Annotated in this window: 27 protein-coding genes; 25 read left to right on the top strand and 2 right to left on the bottom strand. The window is 47.1% G+C overall.

Annotated features, from left to right (window positions below; translation table 11 throughout):
- The 16 genes from fliQ (at nt 1) to ACFQ45_RS12700 (ending at nt 15,674) form a co-directional block, all read left to right on the top strand.
- Complete coding sequence (gene fliQ / locus ACFQ45_RS12775; RefSeq protein ID WP_377368285.1) at nt 1-270, top strand: flagellar biosynthesis protein FliQ; 270 nt, start codon at nt 1-3, stop codon at nt 268-270.
- Nucleotides 270-1,052, top strand: a complete 783-nt coding sequence (gene fliR, locus ACFQ45_RS12770; RefSeq protein WP_377368283.1) for a flagellar biosynthetic protein FliR — start codon at nt 270-272, stop codon at nt 1,050-1,052. Before fliQ ends, fliR begins: the two co-directional genes overlap by 1 nt.
- Complete coding sequence (gene flhB, locus ACFQ45_RS12765; RefSeq protein WP_377368281.1) at nt 1,045-2,184, top strand: flagellar biosynthesis protein FlhB; 1,140 nt, start codon at nt 1,045-1,047, stop codon at nt 2,182-2,184. Before fliR ends, flhB begins: the two co-directional genes overlap by 8 nt.
- A gap of 20 nt (nt 2,185-2,204) precedes the next feature.
- A complete protein-coding gene (gene flhA / locus ACFQ45_RS12760; RefSeq protein WP_377368279.1) occupies nt 2,205-4,331 on the top strand; it encodes a flagellar biosynthesis protein FlhA in 2,127 nt (708 codons plus the stop codon).
- Nucleotides 4,332-4,430: 99 nt separating this feature from the next.
- A complete protein-coding gene (gene flhF / locus ACFQ45_RS12755; protein ID WP_377368277.1) occupies nt 4,431-5,771 on the top strand; it encodes a flagellar biosynthesis protein FlhF in 1,341 nt (446 codons plus the stop codon).
- Between the two features lie 95 nt (nt 5,772-5,866).
- A complete protein-coding gene (locus tag ACFQ45_RS12750) occupies nt 5,867-6,610 on the top strand; it encodes an RNA polymerase sigma factor FliA (protein ID WP_377368275.1) in 744 nt (247 codons plus the stop codon).
- Between the two features lie 45 nt (nt 6,611-6,655).
- Nucleotides 6,656-7,048, top strand: a complete 393-nt coding sequence (cheY, locus tag ACFQ45_RS12745; protein WP_115468559.1) for a chemotaxis response regulator CheY — start codon at nt 6,656-6,658, stop codon at nt 7,046-7,048.
- A gap of 8 nt (nt 7,049-7,056) precedes the next feature.
- On the top strand, nt 7,057-7,857 hold the full coding sequence (locus tag ACFQ45_RS12740) for a protein phosphatase CheZ (protein WP_377368273.1): 801 nt from the start codon (nt 7,057-7,059) through the stop codon (nt 7,855-7,857).
- Between the two features lie 15 nt (nt 7,858-7,872).
- Nucleotides 7,873-10,242 (top strand): chemotaxis protein CheA, encoded by a 2,370-nt coding sequence (locus ACFQ45_RS12735; protein ID WP_377368271.1) that lies wholly within the window; start codon nt 7,873-7,875, stop codon nt 10,240-10,242.
- Nucleotides 10,243-10,263: 21 nt separating this feature from the next.
- Complete coding sequence (locus ACFQ45_RS12730; RefSeq protein ID WP_377368269.1) at nt 10,264-11,328, top strand: protein-glutamate methylesterase/protein-glutamine glutaminase; 1,065 nt, start codon at nt 10,264-10,266, stop codon at nt 11,326-11,328.
- Nucleotides 11,328-12,071: a flagellar motor protein gene (locus tag ACFQ45_RS12725; RefSeq protein WP_377368267.1), complete on the top strand. Its 744-nt coding sequence runs from the start codon at nt 11,328-11,330 to the stop codon at nt 12,069-12,071. The genes ACFQ45_RS12730 and ACFQ45_RS12725 overlap by 1 nt, the downstream gene beginning before the upstream one ends.
- Nucleotides 12,058-12,888, top strand: a complete 831-nt coding sequence (locus ACFQ45_RS12720; RefSeq protein WP_377368265.1) for a flagellar motor protein MotB — start codon at nt 12,058-12,060, stop codon at nt 12,886-12,888. The genes ACFQ45_RS12725 and ACFQ45_RS12720 overlap by 14 nt, the downstream gene beginning before the upstream one ends.
- Before the next feature lie 67 nt (nt 12,889-12,955).
- On the top strand, nt 12,956-13,729 hold the full coding sequence (locus tag ACFQ45_RS12715; RefSeq protein WP_377368263.1) for a ParA family protein: 774 nt from the start codon (nt 12,956-12,958) through the stop codon (nt 13,727-13,729).
- A gap of 5 nt (nt 13,730-13,734) precedes the next feature.
- Entirely contained in the window at nt 13,735-14,721 is a 987-nt protein-coding gene (locus tag ACFQ45_RS12710; RefSeq protein WP_377368261.1) for a chemotaxis protein CheW, read from the top strand.
- Between the two features lie 18 nt (nt 14,722-14,739).
- Nucleotides 14,740-15,231 carry a chemotaxis protein CheW gene (locus ACFQ45_RS12705; RefSeq protein ID WP_377368259.1) on the top strand — a complete coding sequence of 164 codons (492 nt, stop codon included), beginning with the start codon at nt 14,740-14,742 and terminating at the stop codon, nt 15,229-15,231.
- A gap of 26 nt (nt 15,232-15,257) precedes the next feature.
- Entirely contained in the window at nt 15,258-15,674 is a 417-nt protein-coding gene (locus tag ACFQ45_RS12700; protein WP_377368257.1) for a DUF2802 domain-containing protein, read from the top strand.
- An 11-nt stretch (nt 15,675-15,685) separates the two neighbouring features.
- On the opposite strand, the gene ACFQ45_RS12695 is transcribed toward ACFQ45_RS12700, so the two are convergent.
- Together ACFQ45_RS12695 and fliK are read right to left on the bottom strand one after the other, a co-directional pair.
- Nucleotides 15,686-15,949, bottom strand: a complete 264-nt coding sequence (locus ACFQ45_RS12695; protein ID WP_377368255.1) for an EscU/YscU/HrcU family type III secretion system export apparatus switch protein — start codon at nt 15,947-15,949, stop codon at nt 15,686-15,688.
- Nucleotides 15,946-17,586, bottom strand: coding sequence for a flagellar hook-length control protein FliK (gene fliK, locus ACFQ45_RS12690; protein ID WP_377368253.1), 1,641 nt, complete (start codon nt 17,584-17,586; stop codon nt 15,946-15,948). The genes ACFQ45_RS12695 and fliK overlap by 4 nt, the downstream gene beginning before the upstream one ends.
- Before the next feature lie 106 nt (nt 17,587-17,692).
- Between fliK and ccmA the strand changes: the two genes are divergently transcribed.
- The 9 genes from ccmA to ccmI are packed head-to-tail and all read left to right on the top strand — an operon-like array spanning nt 17,693 to nt 24,355.
- Nucleotides 17,693-18,307 (top strand): cytochrome c biogenesis heme-transporting ATPase CcmA, encoded by a 615-nt coding sequence (gene ccmA / locus ACFQ45_RS12685; RefSeq protein WP_377368252.1) that lies wholly within the window; start codon nt 17,693-17,695, stop codon nt 18,305-18,307.
- Complete coding sequence (ccmB, locus tag ACFQ45_RS12680; protein ID WP_377368250.1) at nt 18,304-18,966, top strand: heme exporter protein CcmB; 663 nt, start codon at nt 18,304-18,306, stop codon at nt 18,964-18,966. Before ccmA ends, ccmB begins: the two co-directional genes overlap by 4 nt.
- Entirely contained in the window at nt 18,966-19,712 is a 747-nt protein-coding gene (locus ACFQ45_RS12675; protein WP_377368248.1) for a heme ABC transporter permease, read from the top strand. The genes ccmB and ACFQ45_RS12675 overlap by 1 nt, the downstream gene beginning before the upstream one ends.
- Entirely contained in the window at nt 19,702-19,878 is a 177-nt protein-coding gene (gene ccmD / locus ACFQ45_RS12670) for a heme exporter protein CcmD (RefSeq protein ID WP_377368246.1), read from the top strand. The genes ACFQ45_RS12675 and ccmD overlap by 11 nt, the downstream gene beginning before the upstream one ends.
- Nucleotides 19,879-20,310: a cytochrome c maturation protein CcmE gene (gene ccmE, locus ACFQ45_RS12665; protein WP_377368244.1), complete on the top strand. Its 432-nt coding sequence runs from the start codon at nt 19,879-19,881 to the stop codon at nt 20,308-20,310.
- Nucleotides 20,311-20,321: 11 nt separating this feature from the next.
- Complete coding sequence (locus tag ACFQ45_RS12660) at nt 20,322-22,262, top strand: heme lyase CcmF/NrfE family subunit (protein WP_377368243.1); 1,941 nt, start codon at nt 20,322-20,324, stop codon at nt 22,260-22,262.
- 1 nt (nt 22,263) lies between these two features.
- Complete coding sequence (locus ACFQ45_RS12655) at nt 22,264-22,773, top strand: DsbE family thiol:disulfide interchange protein (protein WP_377368241.1); 510 nt, start codon at nt 22,264-22,266, stop codon at nt 22,771-22,773.
- A complete protein-coding gene (locus ACFQ45_RS12650; RefSeq protein WP_377368239.1) occupies nt 22,770-23,183 on the top strand; it encodes a cytochrome c-type biogenesis protein in 414 nt (137 codons plus the stop codon). Before ACFQ45_RS12655 ends, ACFQ45_RS12650 begins: the two co-directional genes overlap by 4 nt.
- Nucleotides 23,180-24,355, top strand: a complete 1,176-nt coding sequence (ccmI, locus tag ACFQ45_RS12645) for a c-type cytochrome biogenesis protein CcmI (protein WP_377368237.1) — start codon at nt 23,180-23,182, stop codon at nt 24,353-24,355. Before ACFQ45_RS12650 ends, ccmI begins: the two co-directional genes overlap by 4 nt.
- Nucleotides 24,356-24,370: the final 15 nt, after the last annotated feature.

The raw sequence follows: 24,370 nt of genomic DNA, 5'->3' as shown, positions 1-24,370 counted from the left end.
ATGGATCCGCAAGTCGTACTGGACTTATATGGACAAGGTTTTTACCTGATCGTTATTATGGTGGCGGCTGTGATGACCCCTAGTCTTATAGTAGGTTTAATTGTCAGTGTGTTTCAGGCGGCGACTCAGATAAACGAACAAACCTTATCATTCTTGCCTCGTTTAATTGTCACGATACTGGCAATTATGCATTTAGGCCCCTGGCTACTCACAACCTTGGTTGATTTCTTTAATCAGCTTTTTGTTGATATTCCAATGCTGATCGGCTGATGTTGGAATTAAATACCGATCAACTTCTTGCCCTGACCATCAGTTTTTTTCTGCCTTTTTTTCGTATTGGCGCTTTTATGATGGCCTTGCCTTTAATTGGCAGCCAATTGGTCAGTTCCCGTATTCGGATTCTGTTTGCTTTCGTTATTTCTATAATCGTAACCCCTGTTATTCAAATACCGAGTTACGATGCCATTTCCCCAGCCTTCATTTTATTGATTGCCGAACAGCTTATTATTGGTTGGGTGTTGGGTTTTATTGTCTCAGTGTTGTTCCAAATATTTTCTTTAGCCGGTCAGTTGGCAGCGATGAAGGCTGGCTTGGGTTTTGCTATGTCCAATGACCCTGCTAATGGTATTACTGTCGCTACTATGGGGCAGTATTATATGACTATGGCTGGGCTCGCTTTTTTAGGGACTGGCGGGCATTTGGTAATGATTGAATTCTTGGTGCAGAGTTTCGAGTACTGGCCTATTGGTAGTGGCTTTGATAGTCAGCGATACTGGGATGTGGTGACCCTTGGTGGCTGGATGTTTGAAAAGGCGCTGTTAATTGTGTTGCCTTTAGCGGTGGCAACTTTGATTATGAATATTTCTTTTGGTGTTGTTGCGAAAGCCTCTGCTCAGTTAAACGTCTTTGCTCTGGGTTTTCCCATTATTATGATGTTTTCTTTGTTTTTCTTTTGGGTCATGTTGGGGGATTTCTTGGATATTTACCGCCTTTTATTCCAAGAAATGATAACGTGGTTGAAAGATACTTGGGGATTGCGGGTCGATGGCTGAGAACGAAGACGGTACTGAAAAAACCGAAGACGCCAGTGCCAAGAAACTCTCTCAAGCAAGGGAGAAGGGTAATATTGCTCGGTCGCGAGATTTGAGTAGTGCGGCATTATTAATTGTTGCAGCGATATCCCTGTATGGTGTTGGCGCTTTAATGGTGAGGGATCTGACAAGGCTATATCATTTTAATTTTGATATTGCTCGGGAAGACATTTTTGATGTGGCCCTAATGGTGCACCATTTGTATGTGTCCATTATGGCAACGGTTGATTCCCTAACGGTCTTTATGGCGGTAGTGGCGGCTGCCGGTATTTTGGGCAGTATTATGTTGGGAGGGATGAATTTTTCCTGGGAGCCTTTAGCGCCTAAGTTAAGCAAACTGAGTCCCATACAAGGAATTAAGCGGATGTTCTCAGTTCAGTCCTTGGTGGAGCTTATTAAATCGATTTTTAAAATCGCTTTGGTGGGCGGTGTAGCCACTTTGGTATTGATGTATTACTTACCGTTTTTGAGAAGCTTAACTTTTGAATCGACCAGTTCTGCCCTTGAGCATGCAATCGAAGTATTAATTTGGGCGTTTATCTTTGTGGCGAGTTCATTGGTTTTAATTGCTGCCATTGATGTGCCGTTTCAGGCTTGGCAGCATAAAGAAAAGCTGAAGATGACCAAGCAAGAAGTAAAAGATGAGCACAAGCAGGCGGAGGGTGATCCTCAGGTTAAAGGTCGTATTCGTCAATTACAGCGGCAGGCGGCTATGCGTCGGATGATGGCGGATGTCCCTGAAGCGGATGTCATCATCACTAACCCGACCCACTTTTCGGTGGCCTTAAAATACGATCAAAAGAATGCTAGAGCCCCTATTTTGCTTGCGAAAGGATCTGATTTTATGGCGTTCAAGATCCGTGAGGTGGGCAATCACTATGATATCCCTGTGATACAATCGCCAGCGTTAGCCCGTGCTGTTTATCGGCATACAGAGATAGGTGATGAGATCCCAGAAGGACTGTTTAAAGTCATTGCTCAATTGTTAGCTTATGTGTTTCAGCTACGGCGCTCTCGAAATGGAGAGAAGCCGCCGGAAGCTATGCCCCTTTTGGATGTTCCTGAGGAATTTCAGTGGGATGGGAATATTTAATTTGCAGTATCGAGGTTTGAGTGGAATTTGATCGCCGACGTTTTGTAGGTCAAGCGCGAGGTATTCTGAGTAGTAACTTAGGTGTGCCATTCTTGCTGTTGGCTTTGCTGGCCATGATGGTGCTGCCTCTGCCTGCCTTCCTATTGGATGTCTTATTTACCTTCAATATTGCTCTGGCAATTGTGGTGCTTCTCGTGGCGGTTTACTCCATGAGACCTTTGGATTTTGCTGTCTTTCCTACGGTTCTTTTGGTGTCCACCTTGATGCGCTTGGCATTGAATGTGGCTTCGACCCGTGTGGTATTGCTCAATGGTCACGAAGGGGGAGATGCTGCGGGTAAAGTTATTCAAGCGTTTGGTGAAGTGGTAATAGGCGGTAATTATGTGGTGGGTTTTGTAATTTTCGCCATTCTCATGATTATTAACTTCGCGGTGGTCACGAAAGGTGCTGGTCGTATTTCCGAGGTAAGTGCTCGATTTACCCTAGATGCGATGCCAGGTAAACAGATGGCCATTGATGCGGACTTGAACGCGGGCATGATTGACGCGGATCAGGCCAAACAACGCCGGACTGAAATTGCTGCCGAGGCTGAGTTTTATGGCTCTATGGATGGTGCGTCCAAGTTTGTAAAAGGGGATGCTGTTGCCGGTCTTCTGATTCTCGGGATCAATATTATTGGTGGTTTGTCTATCGGTATGGCTCAGCATGATCTTGGTTTTGTTGAAGCGATTCAGGTCTATTCCTTATTAACCATTGGTGATGGGTTGGTTGCTCAATTGCCTTCTCTTATGCTGTCTACCGCCGCCGCGATCATGGTGACCCGTGTGAACGAGTCTGGTGATATGGGGCAGCAGGTTTACGGCCAGATGTTCGGCTCGGTAAAAGCTCTCTATGTGGCGGCTTCTATCATGGCGGTCATGGGGATTGTTCCGGGTATGCCTCATTTCTCCTTTTTATCTCTTGCGGCAGGGATAGCGGGACTGGCTTATTACTTAGAACGACGCAAAAAAGTGCAGGCCCAATCTAAAACCGCTTCTAAGGGTGTCAAAGCGGGAGATGATGGTAAGGCCAAACCTCCAGCTGAAACAAAAGATTTGAGCTGGGAGGATGTGGCGCCAGTCGATATGTTGGGGTTAGAAGTGGGCTATCGCTTAATTCCTCTAGTGGATAAGAGCCAAGGGGGAGAGTTGCTTTCTCGCATCAAGGGGGTGCGTCGTAAGCTTTCTCAGGAGCTTGGCTTTCTAGTGCCCAGTGTACACATTCGCGATAACTTGGATTTGATGCCGAATGCCTATCGCATCACTCTAATGGGGGTTAGTTTAGCTGAAGCGGAAGTGCATCCCGATAAAGAACTTGCGATTGATCCTGGGCAAGTATTTGGCAAGATTGATGGTATTCCGGGTAAAGATCCGTCTTTCGGCTTGGACGCTATTTGGATTGATACCAAGAAACGAGATCAAGCCCAAACGTTTGGCTACACAGTGGTAGACGTCAGCACAGTGGTAGCAACTCATATCAACCAAGTTATGCAAAAACATGCCTATGAGCTGATAGGTCATGATGAGGTGCAGCAATTACTTGGTTTGCTTAAACAGCATAACCCTAAGTTGGCGGAGGAGTTGGTGCCCAACACTGTGCCTTTGAGTGTGTTGCTTAAAGTGCTGCAGAACCTGCTACAGGAAAATGTTCCTCTGCGAGATATGCGTACGATTGCTGAGGCGATTATGGGGGTTCAACCCAAAACTCAAGATCCGATGATACTGACGGCGGCGGTGCGCACCTCATTATCTCGTATGATTATGCAGGCCTTAGCTGAAGGGGTGGAAGAAGTCCCTGTTATGACATTGGATCCGCAGCTGGAAAAAATGCTCATGCAAACCGTTCAGCAGAGCCAGCAGTCTGGGGTTAAGAATGAAGAGGCGCTTATTCTTGAGCCTCAAATGGCCGAGCAATTGCAAAAATCCTTTAAAGAGCATGCTGAACAACAAGAGGCTATGGGTAACGCACCAATTTTGATTGTGTCTGCTCCTATTCGTCCAATGTTGGCCCGTTTTATGCGTTACGGGGGAGTGAATATGTCAGTTCTCTCCTATCAAGAAGTGCCAGATCATAAGCGCGTCACGGTTGTCGCTGTAATTGGTCAATGAATCAAGGAAAACCATTGATTTTCACGCTATATTTATGAAAATCTTTCCGGTAAGCTATGGATTTGTATGCAAAAATAAACTGAAAGGACTGGTATATAAATGCAGTATAGGCGGTTTCGAGCTCCTGATATGCACAAGGCAATACGGAAAATCCGTGACGCCGTAGGGCCTGACGCTGTCATTTTGTCCAATAAAAAGCTTCCATCAGGGGAAGTCGAGATTGTTACTGTCATTGATTATGATGGTTCTGTGCCGCCAAGTTTTTCTCCTTCTTCAAGTAATAGAGCACCTGAAAAGCCGCCTGCATCAGCGCAACCAAGCCAGTCCTACAAAGAGCGTATTGAGCAGGCCCGCAATATGGATGTTCAGGGGGCAAATGAGCCTGCTGGGCGCAAACGTTCAGGTGATGCTTACGAGGTCTTTGAAGAAGCGCCGGCGCCTAGTCAACCCACATACCAGCCACCTTATGACCCAGAGCCTGTTATCGACGAAGCGCTTTCGGTCAAGCCTCATACCCATGCTCGGCCTACGGCTGACGAAGAAAAGCTTCGTGCTATGGAAGAAGAGCTGCATCAAGTACGTGAGTTATTAGAGCGCAGCCAAACGGCAACAGAAGCTGCACCTCGACCAAGCACCTCGAAGACACCGCGAAATAAGCTTCAAGAACAACTTGTGACCTTGGGTCTCTCTGAACGAGTGATTGATAAAATTGCTTCTGATCTTCAGCTAACCGGACGTGAGGAAGATTGGAAAAAAGCCTTATCGTATCTTGCGGATTGCATCCCAGTTAGAAACTCCGGTGATGCCTTTAGAGGCTGCATTGCTTTCATGGGGCCTACAGGGGTCGGCAAGACCACTTCCATTGGTAAAATCGCCGCACAATATGTTTTAAAGCACGGTCCAGGGAGTGTTGCGCTGGTGACTACTGATACTTACCGTATCGCAGCCCATGAGCAGCTTCGTACTTTTGGTCGGATTTTGGGCGTGCCTGTTGAAGTGGTAAATGAATATTCAGACCTTAATGAAGTGCTCGACAAATACTCAGATTACTCCCTTGTACTAGTGGATACGGCAGGTATGAATCCCCGCGACCGTAACCTAGAGCGTCAACTCGCTATGATGAAGCGCGCCCGCGGCCATCTGAAAAAGCTGCTAGTGTTACCTTGTACTAGTCAAAGACAAGTACTAAAAACCGTCGTAGATGTGTATTCCCAAGTGCAGCTTGATGGCTGTGTCTTGAGTAAACTGGACGAGTCAGCCTCCCTTGGTGAAGCCATAAGTGTGGTGATCGAGGAAGGACTACCCGTCATGTACGTGGCCGATGGTCAGCGAATCCCTGATGACATCGAACCTGCGCGGGCCCATAACTTAATCAGTAGAGCTGTATATACCGCCGAGCAGTTTGGCCAGCTATATGGGTCACTAAAGTATGGGAGTTAGTAAAATTATGTTATTTGTCAGAGCGTGATGTATAACTATATAGTACATTTGATCATGCCTTCACAGGCGGCAGACACAAGGTTATAGCGCATCGTATGCAACGCAAAGATGGTTACAGCACATACTCAAAGAAAGCAACGTTGTCGATTGATTCGATCGTGCAGCAGTATGACTACTTGGTAAAGAAAATTGCCTACCACTTGTTAGCGCGTTTACCTAGCAATGTAGACGTGGACGATTTACTGCAAGCGGGCATGATGGGGTTGATTGAAGCCTACAAACGTTTTGAATCGACTAAAGGCGCATCCTTTGAAACCTATGCTGGGATCAGGATTCGTGGTTCGATTATGGATGAGGTGCGTAAAAGCGATTGGGCGCCTCGTTCAGTAAGACGAAATGGTCGAGCTGTCACGACCGCGATTCGCGAAATCGAAGCGGCGACAGGTCGCGAAGCAACAGATTTAGAAGTGGCTGCTCATATGGGAATAAGCATCGACGAATACCATGATATTGTGCATTCCTCGATGTCGACCCAGTTGTTCAGTTACGAAGAAATGTTAGACAGTGAAAATGGCGGTCATGAATTAGACATTGAGTCTGATAGTGATGCCGGCCAGCCTCATCATCTAGTAGAAGAGAGTGGCTTCCAGAGTCATTTGGCACAAGAGATTGATCGTTTGCCAGAGCGTGAAAAACTAGTGTTATCGCTCTACTACAATGATGAGCTTAATTTAAAAGAAATTGGTGCCGTTCTTGGTGTCAGCGAATCACGAGTCAGTCAGATTCACAGTCAAGCTGCTATGCGGCTGCGAGCTAGGCTGAGTGATTGGCAAGATTAAAGGCTATGATAATTATGACATTACCTGTGGGTTGTGGAGGTTGCATTGGATAAAAATATGAAAATCCTGATTGTTGATGATTTCTCAACGATGAGACGTATCATCAAAAATCTGCTGAGGGATTTGGGCTTTACCAATACAGTCGAAGCAGATGATGGTACGACTGCTCTGCCAATTTTGCAGACAGGCACAATCGACTTCTTGGTAACAGACTGGAACATGCCTGGAATGACAGGGATTGAGCTGCTTCGTGCTGTGCGTGCGGATGACAAGCTCAAAACGATTCCTGTACTAATGGTAACCGCTGAAGCCAAACGTGATCAGATCATTGCTGCCGCTCAAGCGGGGGTAAATGGCTACGTGGTGAAACCTTTCACCGCTGTTGCGTTAAAAGAAAAGATTGAGAAGATATTCGAACGAATTGATTCTGCTAAGTAGGTGTCTGCATGTCTGAACGTAACGATTCAAAGCTGGGTGAATTCGAATCTGTTGTCAAAGATGGCGCAGTAGATTTACTTAACAAAATTGAAGTCGGTGATTTCAGTGGCGCGATCAAAATCATTCAAGAGTTGAGTGATGCCCGCCACAAGAGCTTTTACAACGAAGTGGGCTACCTGACCCGCAGCCTGCATGATGCGATTCGAGATTTCCAAATTGACTCAATGGAAATGATGTTGCAAAACGGCGGCGCAGTTGATTCCCCTGAAGCCACGTCTAAGATCACGGACGCTTCTGATCGCTTAAACTATGTTATTGAAATGACCAGCTCAGCTGCTAACAAGACCATGGACATGGTTGATAGCAGTGTTCCTGTTGCCAGCGAGTTGCAGAATCAGGCCCGTGAATTACACAAAGACTGGAATCGTTTGATTCAACGTGATTTAACGCCCCAAGAGTTTCGAGATTTGTACAAACGTATTGATGCCTTTCTTAAGTACACCGATGAAAGCGCGACCACACTACACACAAATCTTAATACCATTTTATTGGAACAGGGTTATCAGGATCTTACCGGACAAGTGATCACTCGAGTGAACGATTTGATTCGCGATGTTGAAGAGCGTTTGGTGCATCTCGTGTCGGTTGCTGGTCGAGTGGATAGCATTTCAGGCATGGAACACGAAGAAAAGAGCCAAGAAAATAATGATGATCGTGGTCATGGGCCAGCGATTAATAAGAAAGACAACCCTGAAGTACTGAATAACCAAGACGAAGTAGACGATCTTCTTTCAAGTCTTGGTTTTTAATAGGAGCTGCTGCGGATGAGTTTCGAGGTCGATGAAGAAATTCTACAGGATTTTTTGGTAGAAGCTGGAGAAATCCTGGAACAGCTCTCAGAGCAATTGGTAGATCTGGAGCAAAATCCAGAAGACAATGCCTTGTTGAATGCAATTTTCCGAGGGTTCCATACGGTTAAGGGTGGTGCTGGGTTCTTGCAGTTAACTGCTTTGGTTGATTGCTGTCACTATGCAGAGAACGTGTTTGACGTACTACGTAACCATCAGCGTACCGTTGACTCTGATCTGATGGACGTTGTTCTACAAGCCCTTGATGCTGTCAATGAAATGTTCGAAACCGTTCGCGCTGGCGGAGAACCAGAGCGAGCAGATCCGCAGCTTATTGAAGCGCTGAGTTATTATGCTAAACCGCCCAGTGCAGATGAACTGGCGGCCAATGACGACGAACAAGACGACACACCTGAAGAGGTCGAAGAGGCTGTTGATGATGAGCCTGTGATTGAAGAACCTGTCGCAGAAGACGTCGTAGACGATCAAACTCCTGAAGACTTGTCTGATGATGAGTTTGAATCTCTGCTCAGCGCACTAGGTTCTTCCGATACAGAGAATGATAGCGAGTCCGAATCCTCCTCTGCCGCAGATCAAGAATCCGATGAAATATCGGAAGACGAGTTTGATGCTCTGTTGGATCAGCTCCATGGTGCAGGAGCCCCTGGGGTCAGTGCCGCTTCTGATACGGCAAAAGAAGAGCCAAAGAAAGAGACTACTGAAGCACCGGCAGCAAACTCTGGTGATGATTCAGACGAAATTACAGAAGACGAATTTGAAGCGTTATTAGACCAGCTTCATGGTGGCAGTGCTCCTGGCTTGGATGAGTCAGAAAAGGCTGAAGCACCCAAAGCTGATACGAGTAAAGACGAAGCAGATAAGTCTGCACCAAGCTCTGACTCAGCTGAATCCGACTTGATTACCGAAGACGAGTTTGAACAACTGCTTGATAGCTTGCATGGTAAGGGGCAAGCGCCTGAGGCGAAAGAGCCAAAAGCTGCTGCAGCTGAAAATGCCAAAGAGGCACCTAAGTCTGAGCCGAAGAAGCCAGCATCAGAAAAACCAGCCCCAGAAAAGCCAGCTCCAAAAAAACCAGCAGCACCCAAAAAACCGACTGTTACGCCTAAGGCTGAAAAGCCAGAAGCGGAGCCTAAAGACAAAGCTAACTCGCCCGTGGTTCAAGAAACCACAGTGCGTGTGGATACCAAGCGCCTTGATGACATCATGAACATGGTCGGCGAGCTGGTACTGGTTCGTAACCGCCTTGTTCGTCTTGGCTTACAAAGCGACGATGAGTCCATGGGCAAAGCCGTTGCCAACTTGGATGTGGTGACAGGTGATTTGCAGAACGCGGTCATGAAAACCCGTATGCAGCCTATTAAAAAGGTATTTGGTCGATTCCCTCGAGTGGTCCGTGACTTGGCTCGTAACCTCAAAAAAGAAGTGAATTTAGAGCTTCGAGGTGAAGAAACCGATTTAGATAAAAACCTAGTGGAAGCCCTAGCAGACCCATTGGTCCACTTGGTGCGTAACTCGGTTGACCACGGTATTGAAGCGCCTGATGTTCGTGAAAGCAAAGGCAAGCCTAGGGTAGGTCACGTAATCTTATCTGCTGAGCAAGAAGGTGATCATATCCTTCTGTCTATCGATGATGATGGTGCAGGTATGGATGCTGATGTCTTGCGCCGTAAGGCTGTCGAAAAAGGCATCATGGACACTGACGCCGCAGAGCGTCTATCTGATGATGAAGCGTTCAACCTGATTTTTGCGCCAGGGTTCTCTACCAAAGTTGAAATTACGGACGTGTCGGGTCGTGGTGTTGGGATGGACGTTGTTAAAACGAAAATCTCTCAACTCAACGGTACCTTGGATATTAAATCCGTATTGGGTCAAGGCTCTCGTTTCAGTATTAAAGTGCCACTGACATTGGCTATCATGCCAACTCTGATGGTGATGCTGAACGATCAAGCGTTTGCTTTCCCATTGGTCAGTGTGAATGAAATTTTCCACCTTAATCTTAAGAAAACCAATGTGGTGGATGGTCAGAAAGTCGTAGTCATACGCGGTAAAACCTTGCCTATTTTCCATCTTAAGGATTGGTTAATTAAAGGTGCGGCCTACGAAGAGAAGCCAGAAGAAGCCCATGTGGTGGTAGTCCAAGTGGGCATGAATGAAGTGGGTTTTGTGGTAGACCAGCTAGTAGGTCAAGAAGAAGTGGTGATCAAACCTCTAGGCAAAATGCTCCAAGGTACACCGGGTATGGCTGGCGCAACCATCACAGGTGATGGGCGTATTGCGTTGATTCTTGATGTACCGAGTATGCTGAAATCATATGCGTCCCGTTAGTAGGTTGATAGGAGCGGTTGTATGCCAGTGAAGGTGCTGGTCGTTGATGACTCTGGTTTTTTTCGTCGCCGACTTGTAGAGATATTTAGTGCTGATCCTCGCCTGCAAGTGGTGGGAACGGCAAATAACGGTCAAGAAGCGGTTGATAAGGTTCAGTCTTTGTCTCCAGATGTGGTGACTATGGACTATGAGATGCCTGTTTTAGATGGCATCTCTGCCGTGGCTAGCATCATGAAGCTTAAGCCAACGCCTGTATTAATGTTCTCTTCTCTTACCCATGAAGGCGCTAGAGTTACCCTTGATGCGTTAGAGGCCGGTGCCGTTGACTTCATGCCGAAAAATTTCGAGGACATTTCTCGAGATTCAGCTGTCGTCAAACATGCCTTGGTGGATCGAGTACTGACGGTTGCCCGAACTCGAGTTGGTGGCCAGCTTAAACCAGCGCCAGCTGTTAAGGTCAAAGAAGCACCTAAACCTATCGTTACTGACCGGGGGGTCATTATTCCCCGCGCTCGCAAAAAAGTGAGCTTGGTGGCTATTGGCACATCTACTGGCGGCCCTATGGCGTTGCAGGCGGTTTTAACGAAACTTCCGAAGGGCTTCCCAACGCCTTTGGTGTTAGTGCAACACATGCCAGCAGCCTTTACCCATGCTTTTGCTGATCGTCTCAATAACATTTGCCAAATCACTGTCAAAGAAGCTGTTGACGGAGACAAACTTCAACCAGGTGTGGCTTTGCTTGCACCGGGTGGTAAGCAAATGATGGTTGATCCTCGCAACGGTGGTTGTGTTCGTATTCTAGAAGGGGACGAGCGCTTGAATTACAAACCATCAGTGGATGTGACCTTCGGCTCAGCGTCAAAGTGCTACCCTGGTAAAGTATTATCTGTTGTTATGACAGGCATGGGGGCAGATGGTCGCGAAGGCTCTCGAATGCTGAAAAACTCTGGCTCTAAAGTTTGGGTCCAAAGTGAAGATTCTTGTGTGATTTATGGTATGCCCCAAGCGGTTGAAAAAGCTGGCTTGGCGGACGATATCATCCATCTAGATCATATTGGTGAGCGCATCGTTAAAGAGGTCTGCTAGTGGATCTGTTAACCTTAGGTGGACTGGTATTAGCATTCTGTTCTGTTTTCCTTGCTAATTGGCTGGGTGGAGGGGAAGTGATTCTCCTGCTGAATCTGCCATCAGCGATTATCGTTATTGTGGGCAGCCTTGGGGCTGCTTTGGTGCAAAGTAGCATCAGTGAAGCGATTTCTGCATTGAAGCTACTGCGCTGGTCCTTAATGCCTCCTGTGTTTGATTTAGAAGGCAGTCGTCACACAATTAATCGTCTCGCCTTGAAAGCTCGCCGACTGTCAATTATTGCCCTCGAAAGTGACATTAAAGCGCTTCATAACACCTTTGCCACCCGTGCTTTACAAATGGCCGTTGATGGTACAGATCCAGAATTACTTGCAGACCGCTTACACGAAGAAGCGGCTCGTATTCGTGATCGACGTGCCGGTTGCATTGGCTTCTTGGAAGCTATTGGAGGCTATGCGCCAACACTAGGGATCATGGGTTCTGTGTTAGGTTTGATTCAAGCTATGGCCAACTTAGACAGTCCCGAAGCATTAGGGCAGGGCATTGCGGTTGCTTTTGTATCGACCTTGTACGGACAGGGGTTTGCCAACCTTGTTGTGTTCCCAATCTGCCGTAAGTTGTATCGTTACGCAGATCAGGAACTATTGCTAAATCAGATGTTCATTGATGGTATCCATGGCATAGCCACGGGTAAGCATCCCCAACGTTTAGATTTGGAACTTGGCGGTTATGAGCAGCTCTGAGACACGCCCTCGTCGTCGGTCTCGCCAGTTAGGTCGTAGAAATGTGCCTGACCAATCCCCCCATAAAGATCGTTGGATTCTATCCTACGCGGACTTTATAACACTTTTGTTTGCTTTTTTTGTGGCACTTTACTCGATTTCGTTAAAGCAGGCGGGAGATGAAAAAGTCTTATCTGAAACACTCAATGGTGTGTTTGATGCGGTGCAAAAATCCATTAAGCCGATTAATGTCGGAGACCCTGTAGCGGGACAGCCTGATAGTGAACAGCTAATGGAAGTCACGCCGAATAATCCATCAGAGCCCGAGAGTACCCCTCAAGAAGAGTCAGTCACGAGCCCTTTGTATACCGCCTTGAGTGAATCCATTAGTTCGCAATTCCCGCAGCTTCAAACAACCGGGCAAGTCTCCATCACGGAAGACGCCAATTGGATAACCTTGGATATGAAAGCCGGTCTTGTATTTGGTGCCGGTAGCTATGAATTGACCAATGAAGCCGTCGCGTTATTGATAGTGGTGTCTAATATTCTAAAAGGCTATCCAGCGCCGATTTTAGTGTTGGGTAACACAGATGATTTACCCACCAACTCTACTCAAATCCCAACCAATTGGCATCTTTCAAGTATGCGAGCTGCTTCAGTGGTGGATGAGTTGATTTATCGTGGAATTGACTCCAAACGGCTGGCTCCAATGGGGTTTGCTAGTGAAAACCCTAAAGTGAGAAATAGTAACGATTTTGCTAGAGCGCAAAATCGTCGAGTTACGCTGAAAATCAGCAAGCAGATGGATGCGAACGTGCACGATTACTTGTTTAATTAACAAGTTAGTGTATATGATTGCTAAAATACTCAACGTAAAAATTATGCATAGAATCTAAGGGGTCGGTGTGCACATTTGGGCGGTGGCAAATCAAAAGGGTGGTGTCGGGAAAACGACAACGGTAGTGAGTCTGTCTGGCTTACTGGCCGATGCCGGCCATAGGGTTTTGATGATAGATCTTGACCCCCACGGTTCCTTAACGAGCTATTTTCGGTTTGACCCAGATTCCATTGAACACAGTGCTTATGACCTGTTTCAAGTAAATGGCAAAATCCCTGAAGAGTTACCACGATCTTTAATCTTAGAGACGGGCCACCCAAATTTATCCCTGATGCCATCCTCTACAGCACTGGCGACTTTGGAGCGTCATGCTCAGGCCCAAGGTGGTATGGGGCTGGTTGTTTCAAAAACCCTAGCGATTCTTTGGGATGACTACGACTACGTTTTGATCGATAGCCCGCCAGTTCTGGGTGTATTGATGATCAATGCTCTTGCCGCTTGCCAGCAACTAGTGATCCCAGTACAGACTGAGTTTTTAGCGATAAAAGGTTTGGAGCGCATGATACGCACCTTGACCATGATTAATCGCGCTCGTAAACGTCCCATTCCTTATACAATTGTCCCGACTTTATTTGATCGCCGTACTCAGGCATCGAATAAAAGCTTACGAAGTTTGAAAGATTTATATGATGATGCGGTTTGGCATTCGGTCATACCTGTTGATACGAAACTTCGTGATGCCAGTACTGCCGGGGTGGCGCCTTCAGCTCTAGACGCATCCGCTCGAGGCATTAAAGCGTATGCGAGTTTGATGGATACCTTGTTGCATCCATCAGGTTAATGCCCATGAAAGATACCAAGACAAAAGACTCATTACAGAACAGTCCCCAGCAAGCACTCCAGCGTTATCTAGATGACTTGTTGCAGGAATCTACCGTTTCGACCCTAGTAGAAGATGTGACTGAAGACACGCAAGACGTGTTAGAGACGACAGAAACGGACCTTTTAGAGCCTAGCCATGAAGAGCAGGATCAAGAGGTTGCTCCAGAGCCTGCACCAGAAGAGACGCCTCAGGATGAATTTAATTTAGATGCTTTGGATGCGTCATTTGCTGATTTTGAAGACGCTATTCAGTCCCTTCAAGCGGAACAGGCACTTGAATCTCAACCAGAGCCAGAGCCTGAAATAGAGGCAACAGAGCCTGAGATGGTGAGTGCCGGTGAAGCGGAAATCCAAGACTGGCCGGTTGAGACTGACGTTGAACCACAAATGGACTCACAAGAGACTATTGTTGAGCCAGAGCCAGAGCCAGAGCCAGAGCCAGAGCCAGAGCCGCAAAAATATGTGGCGAAAACAGATCCTCTGCCTTGGGCGAAAAGCCGGTTTGAATGCTTACTTTTTTATGTAGGTGGTTTGAAGATGGCTGTGCCGCTGGTGGAGTTAGGTGGGATCTATCAATCCCATGAAGATAAACTCACCGAGATTTTTGGACAGCCTAAATGGTTTATGGGGGTTGCCAATGTGGGAGACCACAATATTCGAACCGTTGATACGGCTCGCTGGGTAATGCCTAATCACTACGAAGGTGAGCTGAAAGACAACTTTAAATTTGTCATCCAGTTGGATCGATCCGACTGGGGGTTAGCGTGTGAGCGTGTTGCCGAAGCGATTTCCCTAGAACCTAATCAAGTGAAGTGGCGGACAGATCGTAGTCGCCGTCCTTGGTTAGCAGGCACTGTCATTGATCATATGTGCGCTATATTAGATGTACAGGGATTTATTGAGTTGCTTGAAGATCCGGAGAATGGTTTTCGAAAACATTTAAAAGGTTAAGTTTGTTTGGAGGTCGCTATGACGACAGGTAGAGCTTTAAAAGAAGTAAAAGAAACGGAAGATCCAATGCTACAGTGGGTGACTTTTCGTTTAGAAAATGAGATCTACGGCGTTAATGTGATGCAGGTAAAGGAAGTCCTTCGTTACTCTGAAATCGCTCCTGTGCCAGGCGCACCAACTTTTGTTCTAGGCATTATTCACTTACGTGGCACGGTTGTCACCGTGATCGACACTTGCCAGCGCTTTGGTTTGATGTCCGGTGACATCACAGATGCAACCCGCATTATGATCTTAGAAGTGGAAGGTCATATTATTGGTATCTTGGTGGATGCGGTATCTGAAGTCGTGTATTTACGCCAATCTGAGATCGAAGTGTCTCCTAGTGTTGGCAATGATGAGTCTTCAAAATTCATTCAAGGTGTTTGCCATAAAAATGATACTTTGTTGATTCTGGTAGATTTAGATAAAATGCTTTCAGAAGATGAGTGGAGCGAAATTGGCTCGCTTTAATGTGACCTAGTTTCAGAAGGCTTTTAATGGAATCTCAATGGATTTTTAACTTACTGCTTGTTGTTCAGTTTGTGGGTATTTTGGGTTTGGCTGTGTGGGCCTTTCGTTTGTCCCGCAAGGTGAAGTCTGTTCAACAGGCAGCAAAAGAGGCGGATCTCAGTCAGAAAAAACAGGTGCAAGTGCTTGCATCGGGTTCTATTGGGATGGGACGTCGTCTAGTCGCAATTGAAAAACGCTTAAACATGGCAGTAGAGCGTCAATCAGAGTTGATTTCGAAAGAGGGGAGCAGTGTCTCCTATAATCGCGCTATGGAGCTTTTAGAAATGGGAGCGACCGTGGACGATTTGGTTTCCAAATGTGGCTTAATCCGGGCTGAAGCAGAGTTAATTAGTCTGCTGAAAAAAGAGTCCAGACGTAACCCGAATTCAAGCCAGCCCTACTGACGGCCCGATAATTAGGTCGGATTATTGATATTCTTGATGGAATGAGAGAATGCAATGATCTCGGCCACCGCTAAATATAGGGTCTCGGGTATCTCATCCCCAATCTCCAATGTCGCCAAGACCTCTACCAATTCAGGGCTTTGGTGAAGCAATACATTATTTTCCTCAGCCACCTGCATGATTCGCTCGGCTAGATAACCTGAGCCCTTGGCGGTGACTTTTGGCGCACTTTGAAAATCATACTGTAAGGCTACCGCTTTTTTCTGCTTCATCATGTCCTCACATCAATCAGTCGAGTGGAGGGGGAATCATAGGGGGATTTGGAAGGCTCTTTTAATTGGGCTCGAAAACAGTCCATGGTTTCGATTTCAACATTCTTTTGGCGTAGGCTCTCCTTCAAATCGTCTAGCTTGCCTCGGATTAGCTGCTCGGTTTCGGCTTGTTCTACAGCAAAAATAACCCCCACTTTCTGATCTTGAACACTCACTCGCGCTTCAAACTTCCCCGTTTCTTCAAATTCAAACTTCAATTGGACTAACCAACGGCGATTGTGGGGTTCCACGTCCTGGTCCTGAGAGTTGTCTCTGTCAATACGAATGTTTACTAGGGACGTGCTACGTCCGTCCTTGATCGGTAGCTCTATGCTTAATGGTAGATTTTGTCCGTCTTGTTGAACGTTTTCTACGATGTTGCGCAGCTGGTGAGTCGTGATACGTTCAATGGCTCCTGCGACTTGGTTTAATACTTGGGTTTGTGTGCTGGAGGCTGAGTTTAGCTGGCTTACTGTCTTAGGGTCGTTTGTGGCGCCGTCCAGCCGAGTGAGGTTGAGCTTTAAGTCTTGGGGAACGAGTGTATTGGTGGATAGATTACGTTCGCTGAAAGTACCTGATGTCTGCAGAGCCTGTTTTAGAGAATCTGGAGATTGGGTGAGGCTTTGCAAATTGGGAAGCTGGCGAATCAGTTGCTCTAAGGCTTGAGACACTCGTTCCGGCAGCTGGGAACCTGACTGCGCCATAGTCGTGAGTTGGCGCAACATAGTGGTAAATTCTTGGGGGGTTATCTGCTTTGGTAGAGACTGTTTAAGCCCCTCTGTTATGGTGGCTTGAGTGGGTGTTGATGTTGTTTGAGGCAAAAACTGTAGTTTGCCTTGTTTATCGACGACTACTGAGAGAGTGTCTCCAGGTTGCAGGGGATGGCGTGTGTTGAGAGTGAATGTTTCTTTGCCGTCGGTGACAGTGGCACTGAATTGGTTTGGAGACGGTGTTGTAGGCGCTGTGCTGGGTTGTTGTCCGGCTTGCGCAGGCTGAGCTGTTGTTGCGGCAGACGTGGCCCCCGTTGAAGATGTAGAGTTAGCGGACGTTTGCAGCACAGTCAGTTGAATTGGCTGACTAGCGATAGCGACTTGTGCCGTGATTTTAGCGCTAGTCTGGGTGGCGATTAGCGGCTGGGGGGCTTGAGTTGTAGTGCCAGTGTTGGAGCTTTGTGAATTGCCTGATGGCACCTGTTGCGGAGTTTGAGTGCTATTGTTAACAGACCCTGTAGCTGAGTTGGCGCTTGAACCATAAGGCCCCCTGCTAGAGGTGTTTGCCGTTGAAGAGGGGGTAACCGTTAAAGTGGCCGATTGAGCCGCCACGTTGAGTACGCCACGATCTCCAGCTTTTATGTTAGGATTGGCCTCTTGATTGACCAATGTCAGACGTTGCTGGTTGTTTTGTGTGACGCTAATAAGTTGCGCGGTCTGGCCGTTAGCAGATTGGCTATTTTGCACTGAAGTGATTTGAATCGGCTGCATGCCCTGAATCAATTTTAGCTCACTCGACAGCTTCGCCAAGGCACCGATTGAGGGCGAGTTGGTTTGGGTCGAGTTGGTTTTCCCTTGCCCGGAGATAAGTGAGTTTATATCCGTGATCATGCTTAGATGGCCCTTTCGTTCTGAAAAGCTAAAAATATATTTTATAATAGGCGCCGCTTTGGGGCTTTGCTCAATCTTACATTAACGGCCAATACGGACATTTCTTTTGTACAAACCCATTAACTTACAGATAAAACATCTCTGCATCGAGCGCGGCGAACGTTTGCTGTGTCAGAAGTTGTCTTTCACTGTAGAAGGGGGTGAGCTGATCCGTATCGCTGGTGAGAACGGTTCTGGTAAGAGCTCTTTAATGAAGGCTTTATTAGGCTGGTTGCCGATTGAAGAGGGGACGATTGAGTTTAATGGCGAAGATATTAGTGTCCATCGTGATAGCTTATTAGCAGAGCAGCTTTATATTGGCCATGCCACGGGGATAAAAGACATTTTTACTGTGCAGGAAAACCTCTCCCTTTATTGTCCAAACAGTCATGAGTCAGATCGTCTCGAAGCTTTGCGTAATCTGAATTTAGCCGACTTTGAAGACACTCCCGCAGGTGATTTGTCCGCTGGTCAAAAGCGTCGTGTGGCTTTGACTCGTTTATGGCTAACGGATAAGCAGATTTGGTTTCTGGATGAGCCGTTTACTGCTCTGGATGCACAAGGGACTTTGACTCTAGAACATCGTATCAAAGAGCATCTAGCGTCTGGTGGGGCGGTCATTATGACAACTCATCAGCCTCTGCAAACTCTGCTCCCCAAGATTATTGAGCTGAAAACATGAATTATCGCGCTTTTCTGAAGTCTGAATGGCTAGGCTTGATCAGAAGAAAGCAGGATACGCTCAATGCGATTTTGTTTTTTGTTATGGTGATTACCTTGTTTCCGTTGGGAGTGAGTCCTGACGCAAGCTTTTTGGCTCCAGCCGCAGGAGGCATTATTTGGTGTGCCACGGCCTTGTCCATTTTGATGGCCGTAGAAGGCATGTATAAAGAAGATTACAGCGATGGCTCCTTAGAACAGTGGTTAACGAGCAGCCTATCTCTGTCTTGGTTGGTGTTCATCAAAACCCTAGTGCATTGGCTCGTGGTTTTGGTGCCATTGGTTTGTATTTTACCTGTACTAGCCAGCATGTTGTTTCTTCCCATGGATCTTGTGGGAGTGGTGTTAGTCACCTTGCTGCTTGGCACGCCTGCGATGTTTTTCTTCGGCTCTATCGGTGCCGCCCTCACTGTCTCCTTAAGGCGCGGGGCGGTATTGATGCTCTTGATCATTATGCCCTTGTATATTCCGGTAATTATTTTTGCCACTGGGGCGATTCGTGCCGCTCAATTGGGGATGCCTTTTAGTGGTCAACTGGCTATTTTGGCGGCTCTTTCTTTGATGTCTTTGGTGATCTCTCCAGTCATGGCGGCAATTTCAATAAAAGCGAGTGTGAAGTGATGAATTGGTCTTGGTTCCATAAACTGGGCTCACCAAAGTGGTTTTATCAATGGGCAGGACGCTGGGGATCCCCTTGTGTGTATTTAGGAGCGCTGCTGTTGTTGATAGGCATAGGCTGGGGTCTAGGGTTCGCGCCAGCTGATTATCAGCAAGGTAATAGTTTCCGCATCATCTATATTCATGTGCCGGTTGCTGTGTTGGCTCAGAGCTGTTATTTGGGCTTAGGGGTTGCTGGCTTGGTGACCTTGGTATGGCAAATGAAGTTGGCCCCTGTGTTTATCAAAGCCGTGGCGCCGATTGGCGCGGTGATGGCGTTTATCGCGCTTGTCTCGGGAGCTATTTGGGGTAAACCCACTTGGGGAACTTGGTGGGTGTGGGACGCTAGGCTTACGTCGGTGTTGGTGTTGTTCTTGTTGTATATGGGAGTGATCGCCATACAAAACACCATTGAAGATCGTGTGTTCGCGGATAAGGCGGCCGCTGTGGTCAGCTTGGTCGGCACGATTAACTTGCCAATTATTAAATATTCCGTTGAGTGGTGGAACACGCTGCATCAGCCAGCCACGTTTAAACTCACGGAAAAGCCTGCTATGCCGATGGAAATGTGGCTACCGCTTCTGTTTTCTGCATTGGGTTTATATGTTTTTTGTGCCGGGCTTGCCATGTGGCGTATGCAAAACGAAGTCTTACACCGTGAGCGCAGAGCAAATTGGGTCAAGAAAGAGGTGATGGGCGATGGCGTTTGATAGCTTGAGTGATTTTTTTCAAATGGGAACTCATGGAAGCTATGTGTGGTCTACCTATGCCATCAGCTTTCTCGCGTTAGCAGGTTTGTTTCTAAGCACCCGAATGCAGCGTAAACAGCTTACCAAATCTCTTAAAAAACGTTACCGCAGGGAGCAAGACCGCTAGATGCATCCAGTTCGTAAAAAGCGCTTAATTACCATTAGTCTTATCTTAGCGACCTTGGCTGTCGCTGTCGCGTTGGTGATGTATGCCTTGTCGCAAAACATAAATTTATTTTATTCGCCTACTCAAATTGCCAACGGTGAAGCTCCTCAAGGGGTGATGATTCGCGCCGGTGGCATGGTGGTGGATGGCAGTGTGGATAGGGATTCTGACACACTGGATGTGATGTTTACGGTGACAGATTATGCCCATCAGGTAGTGATTCGTTATCACGGAATCTTGCCCGATTTATTTCGTGAGGGGCAGGGGATTGTCGCACAGGGTAAGTTGAATGGTGATGGGGTTCTCATTGCTAGCGAAGTGCTGGCTAAGCACGATGAAGAGTACATGCCTCCAGAAATTGCTGAGGCCCTTAAGCAGTCAAAATCTCAATAAGGTTGTTGGATATGATTTTTCCCGAAATTGGGCATTTTGCACTCATTCTCGCGATGATGTTTTCTATAGCCCTAGGAGTAGTCCCTTTTATTGGCTATTACACCCGTAATGGGGTGTTACTGAACAGTGCTAAGCCTCTGACCTATATTTCTGCTCTGCTTATTTGGAGCAGTCTTATTATTCTCGCGGTGGCCTTTGCCACGGATGATTTCTCTTTGCTGTATGTCAGTCAGCATTCCAACAGTCTGTTGCCTGTGTGGTTTAAAATCAGTGCGGTGTGGGGGGGGCACGAAGGCTCTTTGTTATTGTGGATTGCCATTTTATCTGCTTGGTCTGCCGCGGTGGCCCGTAAAAGTCATACCTTACCCCATGCCACGGGCCCTGTGGTATTGGCGGTGTTGGGTATCGTGGCGTCAGGCTTTCTGGCGTTTATCTTGTTTACCTCATCGCCCTTCGTTCGGTTATTGCCAGATCAGCCAGTAGATGGAGCTGATTTAAATCCTTTATTGCAGGACATTGGCCTGATCGTCCATCCTCCCATGCTGTATATGGGTTATGTGGGATTTTCTGTGGCGTTTGCATTTGCGATTGCTGCTTTAGTAACAGGTAATCTGAATGCTTCGTGGGCACGCTGGGCGAGACCTTGGACCAATACGTCTTGGGCGTTTTTAACCTTAGGTATCACCTTAGGCAGTTGGTGGGCCTATTATGAGTTGGGCTGGGGTGGCTGGTGGTTTTGGGACCCAGTAGAAAATGCTTCTTTAATGCCCTGGTTGGCAGGAACAGCGTTGGTACATTCCCTTGCGGTGACGGAAAAGCGTGGCGTATTCAAAAGCTGGACTGTGCTGTTGGCGATTTTCACCTTCAGCTTGTCTTTGTTAGGGACCTTCTTAGTCCGCTCAGGGGTGTTGACCTCGGTTCACGCCTTCGCCTCAGATCCTACCCGTGGGGTGTTCATCTTAGCGCTGTTGGTGATCATCATTGGCAGTTCCTTGCTGCTTTATGCTCTTCGTGCGTCCCAAGTGAAATCAAGTGTGAGCTTCGGGTTCTCAGGGCGAGAGTCATGGCTTCTTATTAACAATATCCTATTAACCATTTTGACCCTTACGGTGTTGCTGGGCACGCTTTATCCTTTGGTATTTGATGCGTTTAATCTAGGTAAAATCTCTGTGGGCGCCCCCTATTTTAATACGGTGTTTGGCCCTATTGCTTTGCTGTTAGTGGTGTTCATGGGGATTGCGCCCTTATCCAAATGGCATAAAACAAAGGGTAAATGGTTGCTTCATGTGTCCATGGTGCCCGCTATTTTGTCGGTTGTATTGTCGGCACTTGTGTTTACCTTCCATGAATTTGACCTGTATTTGTGGCTCAGTTTCGCCATTGCCCTATGGTTAGTTTTGATGGTGATCCGAGATTGGTTTGATAAGGTGCTTAAAACACGGGTGAATATCCTTACCCGTGCGCGTAAGTTGCCAAGACAGTATTACGGAATGTTGCTGGCCCATTTGGGGGTGGCCGTGACGTTAATCGGTATTATTTTTGTCAGTATGAACAGCAGCGAAGTCGCAGTGCGTATGGGGCCTGGGGATAAGGTGGATCTTGGGGCTTATACCTTTGAATTTGAGCAAACGCGGCACATCGAGGGGCCAAATTATATTGCTGATACGGCGTTTATTAATGTGTACAAGGGGGATCGTAAAATTGCCCAAATGCGCCCTCAGAAACGTATGTATCAAGCGAGTCAGCAGGTGATGACGGAAGCAGCTTTGAATCCAGGATTTACCCGAGACCTCTACATTTCTCTAGGTGAAAAGTTAGATCAAGACACTTGGAGTGTGCGCATCTACATCAAGTCTTTTGTGCGTTGGCTATGGCTAGGGGGCTTGCTCATGATGACGGGGGGCTTACTCGCCGCATGGGATAAGCGCTACCGACGCAAGATAGGAGAGTAACGTGAAAAAATTATTGTTCTTTGTACCTTTGGCTTTGTTTGTTGGCTTAGGCGTTGTGTTTTACCAACAATTGGGTAAAAACGCTGAATACATGCCGTCTGCGTTGATCGGAAAGCCAGTACCAGAATTCCAATTAATTGATTTGGCAGATAACACCATCGCGACCAATGCAGAATTGCCTGAGGGCCCTTATTTAATGAATTTTTGGGCCACTTGGTGTCCATCCTGTAGTGTTGAGCACGCCTACCTAGGTGAGTTAGCAGAGCAGGGGGTGGACATCGTGGGCATCGATTACAAAGACGAAACACCAGCTGCTCGTGAATGGTTGGCAGAGCGGGGCAACCCCTATTCTTTGGTGTTGACGGATGAGATGGGGCATTTTGGCGTAGATATGGGAATCACAGGTGCGCCTGAGACCTTCGTGATCGGGAGTAATGGTAAGGTGCTCTATCGCCATCAAGGGGTTGTGAATGCCGAGGTATGGCAAACGTTAAAAGGTTACATGGAATGATCAAAGCATTTAGAGCTTTGCTGCTTATTGCTGCGGTCGTTAGCACCTATGCAATGGCTTTGGAAGTCAGAGAATTTTCAAAACCGGAATACGAACCTCGTTATCGCACCTTGATCGAGGAATTGCGCTGCCCTAAATGTCAGAACCAGAACTTAGAAGATTCTAACGCTGGTATTGCTGTGGACCTGCGTCAGCAAGTCTATACCATGATTGAAGCGGGACAGAGTGACGAGCAGATTATAAATTATTTGGTCGCTCGATATGGTGAGTTTGTTTTATATCGACCCACTCATAAATCCAGCACCGCAATACTCTGGTATGGGCCGTTCGCTCTTTTAGGTCTTGGTGCTTTGATATTTGTTTGGGTTATCCGCCGTAAAGGCCGCCATACAGAGGAGTCTGATACATGATCGTTGCATGGACTCTTATGGCTGCCTTGATTGTGCTAAGCGTTTTATATGTGATGCACTACCTAGTGAATAAAAACAATGCCGGTCATGATGATACTTTAACCAGCTTTGTTTCTGCCCGACGCCTAGAAGTGAAAGAAGACCAGGGCGCAGGGCGTTTAACCGAAGAAGAAGCCCAACAGTTGCTGCAGGACGTGACCAGCGAGTCCCATTATGTGAGCCAACATCAGCAGCGTGCCCTGACGAAAGATACACAGTTAGCTCGCTGGGTGTTATCAGTCATGATTGCAGGAGTGATCATAGGCAGTGTGGCTCTATATCAAAAGCTGGGATTTGCGCCGGATGTCAAAATTACCCAGCAATTGATTGAACAGTCCGCGACGCAGGATGATGTGACCGAGTTCTTGTCTTATCGAGTGCAACGTTACGACCGAGCAGAAGACTGGTATTACTTGGCGAATGATCAAGTTATGGCTCAGAACTTTGAGCAAGCCATCTCATCTTATCGAGAAGTTCTAGCGCGGCTTGATGGCAGCTCAGAAGATGCCATAAATGTTCAAGTGGAGCTGGCACAAGCGCTCTTTTATTCCCAAAATAATCAAGTGTCCCCTGCAATGATTACCGCTGTTGATGAGGCGTTAGCACAGCAGCCGGATAATGCTAAAGCATTAGGTCTTAAAGGTATTATTGAGTTTGATGCTGGGCGTTACCAAGAGGCTATTTTGGCTTGGCAAGAAGCCATAGTAAATGGCACCGACCGCGCCGAACGTTTAGATTTACTCTCTGGAATTGCCGCGGCGCGTAAGCAAGGAGGAATCACTGAGCAGATGATTCCTTCAATTGTGACCCATAGGTTACACTTACAGTTAGACTTAGACGTCAGAAAAATATCAGCGAATGATGTGTTTTTGGTGTATGCGCAAGTGCCAGATCAACGAATGCCAGTGGCCATTCAACGTATTCCTGCTGCTCAAATACAGGCGCCAATTGTGCTGACCAATCTGGATAACCTAATGCCGGGGCAGTCACTTGCAGACGTTGCCAGAGTGGATGTGGTGGTTAAACGTTCGACAAATGATGCAAATGACCTCACATTAGGGGAGGTGGTAGGGTATTTATCGTCGGTTCCAAGCAATAGTGACAAGATTTTTAAGGTCAATGTCGGCTTATAATTGAAACCGAGCGCG

Source organism: Rhodanobacter aciditrophus (assembly GCF_042679525.1).
GTDB lineage: Bacteria > Pseudomonadota > Gammaproteobacteria > Pseudomonadales > Marinomonadaceae > Marinomonas > Marinomonas aciditrophus.
Note: the sequence above shows the minus strand (reverse complement) of the source record. Positions and strands in the feature narration are given on the sequence as shown.